This is a genomic window from Streptococcus parasanguinis (genome assembly GCF_001069785.1).
Lineage (GTDB): Bacteria > Bacillota > Bacilli > Lactobacillales > Streptococcaceae > Streptococcus > Streptococcus parasanguinis_T.
The window spans coordinates 1-14095 of sequence record NZ_JVSR01000113.1 but is presented as its reverse complement, the minus strand read 5'-3'; the positions used below and the strand labels follow the sequence as shown (position 1 = coordinate 14095).

The 14095-nt window shown below is 41.8% G+C and carries 16 protein-coding genes and 1 tRNA gene; 7 read left to right on the top strand and 10 right to left on the bottom strand.

The genetic code is table 11. The annotated features are described in order from the left end of the window. Positions 1–114: 114 nt before the first annotated feature. From pta to yjbM, 4 genes are read right to left on the bottom strand one after another with little or no spacing between them, the layout of a single operon-like run. Positions 115–1089, bottom strand: a complete 975-nt coding sequence (pta, locus tag ADG03_RS10980; protein ID WP_049472492.1) for a phosphate acetyltransferase — start codon at positions 1087–1089, stop codon at positions 115–117. A gap of 21 nt (positions 1090–1110) precedes the next feature. After that, a complete protein-coding gene (locus tag ADG03_RS10975) occupies positions 1111–2004 on the bottom strand; it encodes an RluA family pseudouridine synthase (protein WP_049472493.1) in 894 nt (297 codons plus the stop codon). After that, positions 2001–2819: an NAD kinase gene (locus ADG03_RS10970; RefSeq protein WP_338151651.1), complete on the bottom strand. Its 819-nt coding sequence runs from the start codon at positions 2817–2819 to the stop codon at positions 2001–2003. The genes ADG03_RS10975 and ADG03_RS10970 overlap by 4 nt, the downstream gene beginning before the upstream one ends. After that, a complete protein-coding gene (gene yjbM / locus ADG03_RS10965; RefSeq protein WP_003003504.1) occupies positions 2803–3474 on the bottom strand; it encodes a GTP diphosphokinase in 672 nt (223 codons plus the stop codon). The genes ADG03_RS10970 and yjbM overlap by 17 nt, the downstream gene beginning before the upstream one ends. Positions 3475–3569: 95 nt before the next feature. On the opposite strand from yjbM, the gene ADG03_RS10960 reads away from it, so the two are divergent. The 6 genes from ADG03_RS10960 to ADG03_RS10935 all read left to right on the top strand — a co-directional run bounded on the left by ADG03_RS10960 (position 3570) and on the right by ADG03_RS10935 (position 7629). After that, a complete protein-coding gene (locus ADG03_RS10960) occupies positions 3570–4127 on the top strand; it encodes a CYTH domain-containing protein (RefSeq protein ID WP_049472499.1) in 558 nt (185 codons plus the stop codon). 72 nt (positions 4128–4199) lie between these two features. Beyond that, positions 4200–5156, top strand: coding sequence for a ribose-phosphate diphosphokinase (locus tag ADG03_RS10955; protein WP_003007186.1), 957 nt, complete (start codon positions 4200–4202; stop codon positions 5154–5156). A 9-nt stretch (positions 5157–5165) separates the two neighbouring features. Further along, complete coding sequence (locus ADG03_RS10950) at positions 5166–6278, top strand: cysteine desulfurase family protein (protein ID WP_049472495.1); 1113 nt, start codon at positions 5166–5168, stop codon at positions 6276–6278. Positions 6279–6287: 9 nt separating this feature from the next. Then, positions 6288–6635, top strand: a complete 348-nt coding sequence (locus ADG03_RS10945; RefSeq protein ID WP_049472496.1) for a DUF1831 domain-containing protein — start codon at positions 6288–6290, stop codon at positions 6633–6635. A gap of 1 nt (position 6636) precedes the next feature. Further along, entirely contained in the window at positions 6637–6852 is a 216-nt protein-coding gene (locus ADG03_RS10940; RefSeq protein WP_049472497.1) for a DUF4649 family protein, read from the top strand. Between the two features lie 129 nt (positions 6853–6981). Next, positions 6982–7629: a redox-sensing transcriptional repressor Rex gene (locus tag ADG03_RS10935; RefSeq protein WP_049472498.1), complete on the top strand. Its 648-nt coding sequence runs from the start codon at positions 6982–6984 to the stop codon at positions 7627–7629. Between the two features lie 202 nt (positions 7630–7831). On the opposite strand, the gene radC is transcribed toward ADG03_RS10935, so the two are convergent. The 4 genes from radC to gyrA form a co-directional block, all read right to left on the bottom strand. Continuing rightward, positions 7832–8515, bottom strand: coding sequence for a RadC family protein (gene radC / locus ADG03_RS10930; protein ID WP_003011667.1), 684 nt, complete (start codon positions 8513–8515; stop codon positions 7832–7834). 54 nt (positions 8516–8569) lie between these two features. Next, the gene (locus ADG03_RS10925) at positions 8570–8848 is read right to left on the bottom strand and encodes a hypothetical protein (protein ID WP_049471762.1); all 279 of its coding nucleotides are present in this window, start codon (positions 8846–8848) and stop codon (positions 8570–8572) included. A gap of 169 nt (positions 8849–9017) precedes the next feature. After that, positions 9018–9761 carry a class A sortase gene (locus tag ADG03_RS10920; protein WP_003007173.1) on the bottom strand — a complete coding sequence of 248 codons (744 nt, stop codon included), beginning with the start codon at positions 9759–9761 and terminating at the stop codon, positions 9018–9020. 13 nt (positions 9762–9774) lie between these two features. Continuing rightward, a complete protein-coding gene (gene gyrA / locus ADG03_RS10915) occupies positions 9775–12231 on the bottom strand; it encodes a DNA gyrase subunit A (protein WP_049471763.1) in 2457 nt (818 codons plus the stop codon). Between the two features lie 198 nt (positions 12232–12429). Here gyrA and ADG03_RS10910 point away from each other — a divergent pair, with 198 nt between their 5' ends. Then, a complete protein-coding gene (locus tag ADG03_RS10910) occupies positions 12430–13416 on the top strand; it encodes an L-lactate dehydrogenase (protein ID WP_021153137.1) in 987 nt (328 codons plus the stop codon). 44 nt (positions 13417–13460) lie between these two features. Here ADG03_RS10910 and ADG03_RS10905 read toward each other — a convergent pair whose 3' ends face one another. After that, a complete protein-coding gene (locus tag ADG03_RS10905) occupies positions 13461–13877 on the bottom strand; it encodes an NUDIX hydrolase (RefSeq protein ID WP_049471764.1) in 417 nt (138 codons plus the stop codon). Between the two features lie 56 nt (positions 13878–13933). Then, a tRNA-Arg gene (locus tag ADG03_RS10900) sits at positions 13934–14005 on the bottom strand. Positions 14006–14095: the final 90 nt, after the last annotated feature.

Sequence of the window (14095 nt, the reverse complement as noted above, 5' to 3'; positions counted from 1 at the left end):
CTACTACGCTGATTTCATCAGCTTTTACAGCCCTACTCAACTGTGCGGAGATGGGACGACGAAATCGAATTCTAACGAATTACCAATTTCTGTCCCACTCTCTAAATGTATTTCTTATTGCTCCACAGCTTGAGCAGCCGTAATCAAGGTTAATTTATAGACGTCATCTGCATTACATCCACGAGAAAGGTCGTTGACTGGTTTATTCAACCCTTGCAATACTGGACCTACCGCTGCAAAGCCTCCGAGACGTTCAGCCATCTTGTATCCAATGTTACCTGCTTCAATACCAGGGAAGATAAAGACATTAGCTTGACCTGCCACCTTGCTTCCTGGAGCCTTCAAGGCTGCAGTTGCAGGGACAAAAGCTGCGTCAAATTGCAATTCCCCGTCAATTTCAAGGTCTGGACGAAGTTCATGAGCAAGCTTAGTCGCTTCAACAACCTTATCAACACTTTCACCGAAACCAGATCCTTTTGTTGAATAGCTCAACATGGCAATTTTTGGATCAATGCCAAACATCTTAGCTGTGATAGCAGAGTTGATGGCGATTTCAGCTAAGCCTTCAGCATCTGGATTGATGTTGATGGCACAATCCCCGAACAAGTAGCGTTCGGATCCACGTACCATAAGGAAAGCCCCTGAAGTCCGTTTTACATTTGGACGAGTTTTGATAATTTGCAAGGCCGGACGAACAGTTGCGGCTGTTGAGTGAATCGCACCAGAAACCATCCCATCAACAATTCCCATGTGTACCAACATGACACCAAAATAGTTAACGTCGTCTTTCAAGACTTGATGCGCTTCTTCTTCTGTCATTTTGCCCTTACGACGTTCTACCAAGGAAGCTACCATTTCTTCAAAACCTGGATAAGAATGAGGATCGATGACTTCATATCCATCCAAAACCCCTTCGATTTCAAGATAAATCCGAATTTTATCCGGATTACCAAGCAAGACAGGGGTTACTTCTGTCTCGTTCACAATGCGTTTTGTCGCTTGGAGGATACGAGGTTCTTCACCTTCTGGTAATACAATACGTGCATTCTTACCAACGAGGTTGGCTTTGAGATTTTCGAAAACTTCCATGAGTTTTACTCCTTTTAATAATTAATAACTAGTTTGAAGCTGTGTTAATACAGCTTGGAAATCTGGAGGCAGTGGACTTTCTATGACCAACTCTACCTCTAGAAATGGATGATAATAGAATAGGCGATGACAATGAAGGGCCTGGCGCTCAATGCCGTCTTCTAAACTGCCGCCATAGAGATCATCTCCCAAGAGCGGAAAACCAATATGGGAAAAATGAACGCGGATCTGATGGGTTCGACCTGTGTGTAACTGAATATCCACTAGGTGAATATCACCAAAAGATTGAACAACCTGGTAGCTTGTATGAGCATACTTGCCGCCTTTAGCTACCTTTCGGGTGATAATTGAATCTTCATCACGCGCAATCGGAGCAATAATCTCTCCGACAGGATCAAGCTTCCCAGATCCCTTGACCAAGGCATAATAGCGTTTCTGAATCGTTTTAGACTGCAATTGCTTATCCAAGCGAGCATGGGCATAGCCATGTTTGGCAAAGAGCATAACGCCACTTGTATCCTTGTCCAAGCGAGTGACAATGTGAACCTGCTGGTTCTCGTAGCCCTGCTTCACATAGTAGCCTTTTACAAAATTGGCTAAGGTATTGGAATGAATCGCACTTGGAATAGAAGCAATGCCAAAGGGTTTGTTTAAGACCAAAAAATGATCATCTTCAAACAAAATATCCAAAGGCCGATCCATAGGTTTTAAGGTTTCAAAACCTTCTTCTGCCGGAATATCAATGACCAAGCGATCCCCAATATCCAACAAATAAATTGCATTCTCCGGACGTCCATTGACAAGGATCTGACCACCACGAAACTTAATCTTGGCTAAGAGCCCCTTAGAAACCTCGTGCTTTTTCAAGAAAGTCTTGACCTTGACATGCTCATCGACAATGAATTCAAATCTCATTCTCTATCATCTCCGATAAAGGCATCCTTGACCCGATTCCAGAAGCTGGTGTGACTGGAGCTTGCCACAAAATTGATCTTATGGTTGTCAATCTGGTATTCTACCTTTGCAATATTGCGGTAAGAATAGGTTGAATTGTCAACAGAGATAATGTGAAAGCCAGGTCTCGTCGGTGTAATCTCGATCTTATCCTTTTTAGGGACAATGACAGAAGAACCCAAGGTACGATAAACACGGTTGTTGAGACTGGCGATTTCAGCAATCTGCAGCGCCTCAATAGTTGGGTGAAGGACTGCTCCTCCCAAGGATTTGTTGTATGCCGTACTTCCTGTCGGAGTCGAAACAGTAATGCCGTCTCCTCTGAAGCGCTCAAAATCCACTCCATTAATCGTAAGATCGGCAACCATGGTCCGGTCGCTTCTCTTAATCGTCGCTTCGTTCAAAGCTCTCATGGTACGGGTTTCCCGATTTTCGAAAGTAATCTTGACATTCAAAATAGGGTAAGAAACCTTAGCTCCTGTATCATATTTTAAATTTTCAACCAGCTTATCGATTTCACTGTCTAAGTAATCTGTATAGAATCCTAAGTGTCCGGTATGGACGCCAACAAATCGCACCCGATCCAACTGGTGTTCATACTTGTGAAAGGCCGATAGCAACATTCCATCGCCACCAATTGAAATCACAATATCCGGGTGCTTCTCCGTCAAAATAAAATTATTTTTCCGAAGCTTGTAGCGCAACTGCTGAAAAACCTCTTCACTTTGACGCTTGCGATTGCGAATAATGGATACTTTTTTACCTGTAGTCTTCATCTGTGTCATCACTATTTCCAACGCCATCATTTAACTTACGATGAAGTGGATCAAACAGGGCTTGAGCTTCCTGAATCGCATCCCGAATTGCCCCCATCTCTTCATCCAAAAGATAGGCCAGGTTTGCTGTCGTCTCTAAGCGTTTTTTGATCTCGTCTGGAAAGTCTCCTTTATATTTATAATTGAGCGAGTGTTCAATGGTTGCCCAAAAATTCATGGACAAGGTCCGAATTTGAATCTCTGCTAAGATCGTTTCATTTCCATCAATGGTATCGACCGGATACTCGACCACGACGTGGTAACTCCGGTAGCCACTTGATTTTTTGTGGCGGATGTAGTCTCGCTCTTGAACCACGCGCATATCCTGCCGTTGTCTCAGAACCTCTAGGATCTCATCCACATCGTCCACAAACTGGACCATGATGCGAAGGCCAGCAATATCTTGCATATCCTGAGCCAGATTTTCTTCAGAAATATTTCTTCGGATCATCTTTTCACGGATGCTCTCAATCGGCTTGACCCGACCTGTGACAAACTCAATTGGAGAATGCTTTTGCTGCTTACGATATTGCTTACGAATCCCACGCAGTTTGATTTTTAATTCCCCAACTGCTTGGATATATGGATCTAAGAAGTTTTCCCAATCAATTGCCATCCTACCACCTTGTAATCTGAACCATTTTTGTATACAATAAACACATCTCTTATTATATCATGAATCGCTTTCGAAAAAAAGCAAAGGACTACAAAATGAACCATTTAGAAATTGAATACAAAACCTTGCTAGACAAGGAGGAATACCAATCCCTCCTTCCACTTTTTGCTGATACAGAATTGGTTGTCCAAACCAATCACTATATCGATACCCCCGACCAGCTCATCCGCAAGGAAAAAATGGCCTTGCGGGTGCGTACTTTCACAGATCAAGCTGAGTTGACTCTCAAAGTCCCTGAAGCAGTTGGCCATTTTGAGTACAATCAAAACCTCAGCCCAGAAGAAACCGAGGCGATCCTTCAACACCAACAGTTTCCTGACGGAGAAATCAAAAACCTCTTAATCTCTAAAGAAATCTCTGTTGAGCAACTCGCTGTCTGGGGAAGCCTTACAACAGAACGATTCGAAAAAGAAACAGCTGCAGGATTGGTGGCACTAGACCACAGTCTCTATCTAGACACTGAAGATTATGAATTAGAAATCGAGGTCGAAACCGCTGAGCAGGAAGAAAATTTCCATCAGTTCATCAAAGAGCATGGAATCGTCTACAAAGCAGCAAAAAATAAAATCGCCAGATTGGCTGAAAGATTGTAAAATAGCTGAAATTATCGCAAATTTTTGCTAAAATAGTGCTAAGATCAAAAATCTAAATGAGGTTGGAATCACATGTCAGATAAAAAAAATATGAAGCTCTTCTCTCTCAATTCAAATCCAGAGATTGCGCAAAAAATCGCGGATCATGCTGGGGTTCCACTTGGGAAAATTTCATCCCGTCAATTCTCAGATGGTGAAATCCAAGTCAATATTGAGGAAAGTGTTCGTGGATATGATATTTATATCATTCAATCAACCAGTTTCCCTGTCAACAATCACTTGATGGAACTCTTAATTATGGTGGATGCTTGCCAACGGGCCAGCGCAAATACTGTCAATGTGGTCATGCCTTACTTCGGTTATGCTCGCCAAGACCGGACTGCTGCTCCTCGCGAACCAATTACTGCTAAGCTTGTCGCAAACATGTTGGTCAAAGCTGGGGTGGATCGCGTCGTCACACTGGATCTCCACGCTGTTCAGGTCCAAGGTTTCTTCGATATTGCCGTGGATAACCTCTTTACCATTCCACTCTTTGCAGAACACTACATTAATAAAGGTCTAACTGGTCCTGATGTTGTAGTCGTCAGTCCTAAAAACTCAGGTGTCAAACGGGCTCGTAGTTTAGCTGAATATCTTGATGCACCGATTGCCATCATTGATTACGAACAAGATGATGCAAACCGTGATTATGGCTATATTATCGGGGATGTCAAAGATAAGAAAGCAATCTTGATTGACGATATCCTCAATACCGGTAAGACATTCTCAGAAGCTGCGAAAATCGTCGAACGCGAAGGTGCTACTGAAATTTATGCTGTTTCAAGCCATGGTTTATTTGTAAAAGGCGCTGTTGAATTATTAGACCAAGCTCCGATCAAAGAAATCTTGGTAACCGATTCTGTTGCTCCAAATGGACCAACACCAAAAAATATTAACTATCTGACAGCTAGCGAACTGATCGCTGAAGCTATTGTTCGCATTCAAGAAAGAAAACCTGTTAGTCCTCTATTTGCCTACCACAAGAAATAAGGTCTTAATGTGATATATTTTGATAATGCCGCAACAACTCCCCTTCTACCTGAAGTCATTGATAAAATGTCTGCAACTATGAAGACTACTTTTGGAAATCCATCGAGCCTTCATGCTCATGGACGGATGGCTAGTAAACTACTCCGAGAATCTCGCGAGCAGATTGCTCAGTCCCTCCACACTCTTCCAAATCGTATTTTCTTCACCTCAGGTGGATCAGAAAGTAATAATACCGTTATAAAAGGCTACTGCTTGAAACACCAAGCAGATGGCAAACACATCATTACGACCGCTTTGGAACATCATGCGGTTCTAGAACCCATCGAATATCTTGTAGAACGTTTCGGATTTGAAGTTACGATCGTCCAACCAAAAGATGGACGCATTCAGGCTAGTGATATCAAGGCGGCTCTTAGACCAGATACCATTCTTGTCTCTACCATGTTTGCCAATAACGAGACAGGCGATCTTCTACCGATTAAAGAAATCGGAGAACTCTTAAAAGATCATCCAGCTGCCTTTCACGTTGATGCGGTCCAAGCAATTGGAAAGGTCCCTGTCTATCCCGAAGAGTTGGGAATTGATTTTCTCAGTGCTTCTGCCCACAAATTCCATGGACCAAAGGGCGTCGGTTTCCTTTATGCAGCCGTCCCAGATTTTGATAATCTCATCCATGGTGGGGATCAGGAAAGTAAGATGAGAGCCAGCACGGAAAATCTCATTTCTATTTTCGGGATGGCAACTGCGCTTCAGCAAGCTACACTACATCAAGAAGAAAATTTCAACCAGGTTCAAAAACTCGGCCAAGAACTAGTCAATGGTTTAGCAGCCTACGACTACTACGTAAATGCAAATGACGATCATCTTCCATTTGTTTGGAATCTTGGCTTTCCAGGTGTCCAAAATGATGTCTTATTGATGCAACTCGATCTTGCTGGAATTTCTGTCTCTACAGGTTCTGCTTGTACCGCTGGTACAGTGCAACCCAGCCATGTCCTTGAGGCGCTCTATGGAAAAGATAGCTCACGTCTAAAAGAATCCCTTCGAATTAGTTTTTCAGAACTCAATACCGTAGAGGAGGTTCAAGACTTCCTCTCAAAACTTAAAGAAATTTTATCATAGGAGAACAATATGGCTTTTGAAACAATTGTTTCATTGAAAGACTGCAAATATACCTATAGTCTACACCCAAATGTAAAAAAATATACCTTACGTGACAATACATTCGCTGTTACAAAGGTTGGAAATTACGAGTTAAATCGTTTGCTCGAAGCCGTTCCAAATAGTGGCGAAGGCTTCCTACTTAAAATCATTTTCAATAAAGATTTGACAGGTTTTAAGATCAATATTACAGACAAGTCTGGACTTCGCCTGGTTAATATCTTTAAAAATCCAGAAAATGACATTATCCAACAAAAATTCTATTTCTTAATGGATAGTCTTGTCGAAAGAGAAATTTTCAACAAAACAGAGGCCTAATATGGTAACCCTAACTTATATCGACGCTTACCAAGTAGAACGAACGACTACTTATCCCGACCTTGCAGCCTGCATCCTAGCTTTTTCAGGCTGTGTAACCTTGCCTGACTCTTACTCAATCGTATCCATTGAATACAAGGGGGAAAAGCTCCCCTATACAGGGCGAGTCGATGGACTCTATGCTTATCTGAAAAAGGTAGAACAAGCTGAAAACTAAGCTGATGCTGATGGAACTCTCCACCGCCATCAGCTTTTTCTTTAGACAAAAATATTTTTGAAAAACGATTCTAGATAGTTGATTTTTTCACAATCTTCCTATACAATAAGAGGGAAAGGTTGTGATATTGTGAAACATGATAAAAATACTCCAATTCCACGCGCAACAGCAAAACGCTTATCGCTCTACTACCGCATTTTTAAACGCTTTAACTCTGAAAAAATAGAGCGCGCCAATTCCAAGCAAATTGCTGATGCAATTGGGATTGACTCTGCTACCGTTCGCCGAGATTTTTCTTATTTTGGTGAATTAGGAAGACGGGGATTTGGTTATGACGTAAAAAAACTGATGAACTTCTTTGCCGATCTTTTAAATGACAATGCCATTACCAATGTCGCTATTGTGGGGATCGGAAATATGGGAAGTGCGCTTCTCAACTATCGCTTCCATGAACGCAATAAGATGAAAATTGTCATGGCGTTTGATCTAGACGATCATGAGCTCATCAATACCAAAAGTAAGGACGGAATTCCCATTTACGGTATTTCCACCATCAAAGAAAAGCTAAAACAAGAAGGCATTCAAACAGCCATCCTAACTGTTCCAAGCGTCAAAGCTCAAGAAGTGGCTAGCCTTTTGGTAGACGCTGGTGTCAAGGGTATCCTTAGCTTCTCACCAGTGCATCTGACAGTCCCTAAAGATGTCGTCGTCCAATATGTCGATCTCACCAGTGAATTGCAAACACTCCTTTATTTCATGCGAAAAAACGAAGAATAAAGACTTATACATTAACAAGAAAAGAGGCTGGGACAAAAGTCCTAGCCTCTCAATTATTTTTGGATTATCGAGCAAGACGCAGTGGTTAAGTGGGCTCTACTACGCTGATTTCAAAAGTTTTTACAGCTCTACTCAACTGTGCGGAGGTGGGAGGACGAAATCGAATTCTAACGAATTACCGATTTCTGTCCCACTCTCTTTTTTATACCAAATAATCGGTTTCTTCACGGTAACTATAATAGTTTTCTTCAGATACAATCAAGTGATCCAATAGGGTTAAACCCATCACTTCACAGGCCTCTAAAACTCGATGCGTTACTTCATCATCGTTTTTACTGGGAAATACGGCACCAGATGGATGATTGTGCGCCAAGATGATAGAGGTTGCCATGTGTTTTAGTGCATAATGCAGGATTTCACGTGGCTCTGCAATACTTCGATTCACGGTTCCAATAAATATGGTCTGTTGATGAATAATTTCATTCTGCGTATTCAAATAGAGGGCAACCAGGTGCTCCTGTTTCTTATGGCCGATTTCCTGTTGAATTTTATGGGCCAATTTCTGACTGCTCATGATCTGTTCAGAACTCATTAATTCATCTTTATGAATCCTTCGTCCAAACTCAATCACAGCCTGAAGTTCAATGGCCTTCACCCGGCCAATGCCAGAGATTTCCTGTAGCTCCTCTAGGGTTAATTGACTTAACTCCTTTAAACTATTAACCGAACTCAACAGCCCTTGTGCAATCTCATAAACACTTTTTTGCTTATTGCCTGTCCGTAAGAGAATGGATAACAATTCTTGATGACTCAGCTTATCTACCCCTTCAGAAACCAAACGTTCTCTAGGAAGCAAAGATGGTTCAATAAATGATATGTCGTACATAATTTCCTCCTCACTTATTAATTCGTAATAAATGGAGAAAAGGACGACCTTTCATTATTTACAGGCGATTTCTTGCTTCAAATCATCTAACACTAAGACTTCATCTTTATTAAAGCGGATCTGGTAACCTGTTTGAACTTGTTCAAGCTCCTTTAAAAACTGTTGAATTTCACAGCGGATCAAGTACTCCTGGCTCTGAGGAATGGCCTCTAAAGCTTGGTAGACCTGCTCTACTTCGTAGATTCCTTTCATAATTAAACCATTTCGTGGAAAATCATTTACTAAGAGATTGTAGAAATGATGTAAGAGATGATAAATTCGCTCTTTCGTCACTATTCTACCTCCTTATCATACTCTTTCTCCTCTATTATATACTGAATTTCCCTCAATATTATGACAAATTCCTTACATAATATTACCAATCTCTTACAATTTTACAAGAATTTCTCCTAGCTTCCTACATAGAAAAAGCCCTGGCATCTCTGCCTTGGGCTTTATTTTCTTAAAGTTGCATTTGATTATAAGTCTTGCTGAATGAATCCAGGATGTCTTTTGGAGCCTTGTCATAGTCAACAGAGGTTTCCAAATTTCCTTTGACAATCGTACGGTAAGTCGCTGCAGCATCCTCACAGGTCACCAAGGTGATCTCATTAACGCCTTCACGATCTTGAATGACATCTACACGGTCTGGAGTCACTGTCTCAACTGACGAGATGACATAAGTATAGATTTTTTCTTTGTCCGTAATGTAGATCTTCATACCAGCCTTGGCTTTCTCTAATGGTGAGAATAACATGGCATTAGCTCCAGTTAGGCCAAATACGTGGTGACTGGCAAGAGAATAATTGCCTTGCCCCATGACTTGGTTTTCCTTCATGGTCCCTGCTCCGTAGTATAGGGCTACATTTTCAAGCCCCTTAAAGATCGGAAGGTTCATGTTTAATTCAGGAATCGAAATCCCCCCAATTACTGGTAGCTTTTGAGCTTGCCATTGGGCATTGATGACGGCTTCCGTCGAGAGTGACTGGACATGTTGGAAATCAAAGCTCGTCTTCACTTCTTTATTCTTATCAATGGTTTTTTTATCGACCTTGCTAACCTGGTATTGGTTGGTATGCCAAACCATAATCATGTTTCGGATCGGAGCATTGAAAATCAAGAGAAGCGAGAGAATAATCAAAAGTGTTGCAACGATGTTGATAAGAGTATTGCGTAAACTCTTTTTCTTTTTTCTTTTGCGTGACATGCTGTCCCCTTATCTATTCGTTTTCTTCCACTACTTCTTCATCTTTTTCTTCGGGTTGGACTGTTGTAAAGGTCACAATTTTCGCATCCTGATCCAGTCTCATGACTTTCACACCCTGTGTTGAACGACCAGTTTGAGAGATATTCCCAACACTTGTACGGATCATGACTCCTGTATCAGTAATGATCATCAGATCTTCATCTCCTTTAACGGTTAAAAGACCAGCTAAAGGACCATTTTTCTCTGTGATATTGGCTGTCTTGATTCCTTTACCGCCACGGCCTTTGGTTGGGTATTCGCTAGCAATTGTACGCTTACCATACCCTTTTTCAGTGATGATCAATACTTCATCTTGATCCGTAACGACACTAGCCCCAACAACCTTGTCTCCTTCGCGGAGATTCACACCACGTACACCTGTGGCAGAACGTCCCATATTTCGAACTACAGCCTCATTAAAGCGGACAGAATAACCATACTTGGTACCGATAATGACGTCAGCATTGCCATCTGTAAGGAAGACATTGATCAATTCATCCTCATCTCGCAGATTCAGAGCTTTGAGACCGTTCTGACGAATATTTGAAAATTCAGCTACATTGGTCCGTTTGACTAAACCTTGTCGCGTCGTAAAGAAGAGATATGCTTCGTCACTGCGGTCTTGCTCCACATTGATAATGGTTTCAATCGATTCACCTTCGTCCAATTTTAAGAGGTTGACGATTGGTAATCCTTTAGCTGTCCGGCCATATTCTGGAATCTCATAACCTTTCAGACGATAGACACGCCCCTTATTGGTAAAGAAGAGCAAATGATCATGGGTGCTCGTAGATACCAGTTCACGGACAAAGTCATCATCTTTGACACCAGTTCCTTGAACCCCACGTCCACCACGTTTTTGAGCCGTAAATTCCGCTTGGTCCAGACGTTTGATGTAGCCTTTGTTAGAAAGGGTGATCAAGACATCTGTTTCTTCAATCAGGTCCTCATCTTCAAGAGAAAGGACTTCTCCGATCATCAACTCAGTTCGGCGAGCATCGCCAAACTTGCGTTTGACTTCTTCCAGTTCTTCCTTGATGATGGTCGCCACACGTTCTGGCTTCGCCAAAATGTCAGCCAAATCAGCAATCAGGGCAACCAAATCATCGTATTCACTTTGGATCTTGTCTCGTTCCAAACCGGTCAAACGACGAAGACGCATGTCCAAAATGGCTTGACTTTGACGTTCAGAAAGCTTGAATTTAGCCATCAATTCAGCTTGTGCTTCAGCGTCTGTCCGGCTATTGCGGATAATCCGGATCACTTCATCGATGTGATCCAAGGCAATGAGCAAACCTTCTAAGATATGGGCACGTGCTTCCGCTTTTTCTTTATCAAAGATGGTCCGTCGAGTCACCACTTCTTTCTGGTGCTCAATATAAGCACCTAAAATTTGGCGAAGAGAAAGGATCTTTGGAACGCCATTTTGGATCGCTAACATATTGAATCCAAAATTGGTTTGCATTTGTGTCATCTTAAAGAGGTTGTTCAAAATAACGTTAGCCGAAGCATCTCGGCGGACCTCAATGACAAAACGAACCCCTTCACGGTTTGATTCATCCCGTACAGCTGTAATTCCTTCAATCCGTTTTTCTTGCACCAAGCGAACGATATGTTCGTGAACCTTGGTTTTATTGACCATATAAGGGAACTCAGTGACAACAATCCGTTCACGACCACTCTTGGTCACTTCAATCTCTGTACGAGAACGAAGAACAATTGAGCCTTTTCCTGTTTCATAGGCTTTGTGGATACCTGATTTCCCCATGACCAAAGCACCTGTCGGAAAATCTGGACCAGGAAGAACTTCCATAAGTTCACGGGTCGTTACCTCAGGATTATCCATCATCAGCTTCACTGCGTCAATGGTTTCTCCCAGATTATGTGGAGGAATATTAGTAGCCATCCCAACGGCAATCCCTGTAGCACCATTGACGAGAAGGTTAGGGAAACGTGCAGGTAAGACCAAAGGTTCGCGTTCGCTGGCATCATAGTTATCAGCGAAATCAACTGTATTTTTGTTGATATCCCGCAACATTTCAAGAGCAATCTTACTCATACGGGCTTCTGTATACCGTTGCGCAGCGGCGCCATCACCGTCCATAGAACCAAAGTTTCCATGACCATCCACTAACATGTAGCGATAACTCCACCATTGCGCCATCCGAACCATGGCTTCATAAATAGAGGAATCTCCGTGTGGGTGGTATTTACCCATAACATCCCCTGTGATACGGGCTGACTTCTTATGTGGTTTATCTGGTGTAACACCCAATTCATTCATTCCGTACAAAATACGACGGTGAACAGGTTTCAAACCATCACGAACATCAGGGAGGGCACGAGCAACGATAACACTCATGGCATAATCGATAAAACTCGTCTTCATTTCTGATGTTAAATTCACATCAATTAGATTCTTATCCTGCATTCAAAAAATGCCTCTCTTTACTTAATTCACCATACTATTATAACACATTTTAGCCTATTTTTCTTCTTAGGAACACAAACGTAAAAACGTTTACATCAAGGATTCATACTGTTTCAGATGACAAAGACTTTCAAAAGTGGTAGAATGAAGTCGTATGAGAATCTATCTCAAAAAAAAATGAAGGAGACGTTTAGACTCATGGATTTGACTAAACAACACAAAAAAGTTATCCTTGTCGGTGACGGTGCCGTAGGTTCATCTTATGCATTTGCACTTGTCAACCAAGGAATTGCACAAGAGCTTGGAATTATCGAAATTCCTCAATTGCACGAAAAAGCTGTCGGAGATGCGCTTGACCTTAGCCACGCCCTTGCCTTCACTTCACCTAAGAAGATCTATGCGGCTGAGTACGCTGACTGTGCGGATGCTGACCTTGTTGTAATTACTGCAGGTGCTCCTCAAAAACCAGGTGAAACTCGCCTTGATCTTGTTGGTAAAAACCTTGCCATTAACAAATCAATCGTAACACAAGTTATTGAATCAGGATTTAACGGTATCTTCCTTGTAGCTGCTAACCCAGTTGACGTTTTGACATACTCTACATGGAAATTCTCAGGATTCCCTAAAGAACGCGTTATCGGTTCTGGTACTTCTCTTGACTCAGCTCGTTTCCGTCAAGCACTTGCTGAAAAATTGGACGTTGATGCTCGTTCAGTGCACGCCTACATCATGGGTGAACATGGAGACTCAGAATTCGCTGTATGGTCACACGCTAACATCGCTGGTGTAAACCTTGAAGAATTCCTTAAAGACACTCAAAACGTTCAAGAAACTGAATTGATCGAATTGTTCGAAGGTGTTCGTGATGCTGCTTACACCATCATCAACAAAAAAGGTGCTACATACTACGGTATCGCTGTTGCCCTTGCTCGTATCACTAAAGCAATCCTTGATGATGAAAATGCAGTACTTCCACTTTCTGTATTCCAAGAAGGTCAATATGGTGTTAGCAACGTCTTTATCGGTCAACCTGCCATCGTAGGTGCACACGGTATTGTACGTCCAGTGAACATCCCATTGAACGATGCAGAACAACAAAAAATGAAAGCTTCTGCTGATGAATTGCAAGCAATCATTGATGAAGCATGGAAAAACCCTGAATTCCAAGAAGCTTCTAAAAACTAAGAAAAAAACATCTCCTTATTAAAAGGGGATGTTTTTTAGCTGCTTTATTTGGATTTGTCAGCAAGGATTTCAAGCAAATAAGGCACAACGAGATTGCTCTCTATGTCTTTCAAAGAAGAAATCCATTTAAAGTCTGTATGCTCTTCTGGATCTAATATAAAATCACGCTCTTCCAAAAACTCGCCAGCATAAACTAGGCGTGTAAAGACAGTATCTTTGCTGGCATCAAATTGACTATCTTCGTGGATAATCTTATTAATCCGAAGCTTTTGATTAACCTCCTCAATAGCCTCACGTAGAGCAGCCTCTCTGGGCAATTCATTCTCTTCTACACTTCCACCTGGAATATCCCAATAAGATGGATAGACATTAGGGAGACCTCGCTTTATTTTCGAGCGTTTGATAAGCAGATACTTCCCGTCTTTCTCAATCAAGGTATGGGCGATTAATTTTACTGTCATTGCATGTTCCTCCAAGAAAGAGCAAAAAAGACTCCGAGGAGCCTCGTTATGAATCATCCACCCTGAGGGAATCGAACCCCCATCTCAAGAACCGGAATCTTACGTGATATCCATTACACTAAGGGTGGCAACTGTTATAGTATATCAAATTTTTAAAGATTTTACAAGTAAAAAAGAGAGTGGGACAGAAATCGGTAATTCGTTAGAATTCGATTTCG

What these genes read in the sequence shown, in the direction of transcription:
- pta (WP_049472492.1), bottom strand. Translation starts at nt 1,089, where the DNA reads ATGGAAGTTTTCGAAAATCTCAAAGCCAACCTCGTTGGTAAGAATGCA.
- ADG03_RS10975 (WP_049472493.1), bottom strand. Translation starts at nt 2,004, where the DNA reads ATGAGATTTGAATTCATTGTCGATGAGCATGTCAAGGTCAAGACTTTC.
- ADG03_RS10970 (WP_338151651.1), bottom strand. Translation starts at nt 2,819, where the DNA reads ATGAAGACTACAGGTAAAAAAGTATCCATTATTCGCAATCGCAAGCGT.
- yjbM (WP_003003504.1), bottom strand. Translation starts at nt 3,474, where the DNA reads ATGGCAATTGATTGGGAAAACTTCTTAGATCCATATATCCAAGCAGTT.
- ADG03_RS10960 (WP_049472499.1), top strand. Translation starts at nt 3,570, where the DNA reads ATGAACCATTTAGAAATTGAATACAAAACCTTGCTAGACAAGGAGGAA.
- ADG03_RS10955 (WP_003007186.1), top strand. Translation starts at nt 4,200, where the DNA reads ATGTCAGATAAAAAAAATATGAAGCTCTTCTCTCTCAATTCAAATCCA.
- ADG03_RS10945 (WP_049472496.1), top strand. Translation starts at nt 6,288, where the DNA reads ATGGCTTTTGAAACAATTGTTTCATTGAAAGACTGCAAATATACCTAT.
- ADG03_RS10940 (WP_049472497.1), top strand. Translation starts at nt 6,637, where the DNA reads ATGGTAACCCTAACTTATATCGACGCTTACCAAGTAGAACGAACGACT.
- radC (WP_003011667.1), bottom strand. Translation starts at nt 8,515, where the DNA reads ATGTACGACATATCATTTATTGAACCATCTTTGCTTCCTAGAGAACGT.
- ADG03_RS10920 (WP_003007173.1), bottom strand. Translation starts at nt 9,761, where the DNA reads ATGTCACGCAAAAGAAAAAAGAAAAAGAGTTTACGCAATACTCTTATC.
- gyrA (WP_049471763.1), bottom strand. Translation starts at nt 12,231, where the DNA reads ATGCAGGATAAGAATCTAATTGATGTGAATTTAACATCAGAAATGAAG.
- ADG03_RS10910 (WP_021153137.1), top strand. Translation starts at nt 12,430, where the DNA reads ATGGATTTGACTAAACAACACAAAAAAGTTATCCTTGTCGGTGACGGT.
- ADG03_RS10905 (WP_049471764.1), bottom strand. Translation starts at nt 13,877, where the DNA reads ATGACAGTAAAATTAATCGCCCATACCTTGATTGAGAAAGACGGGAAG.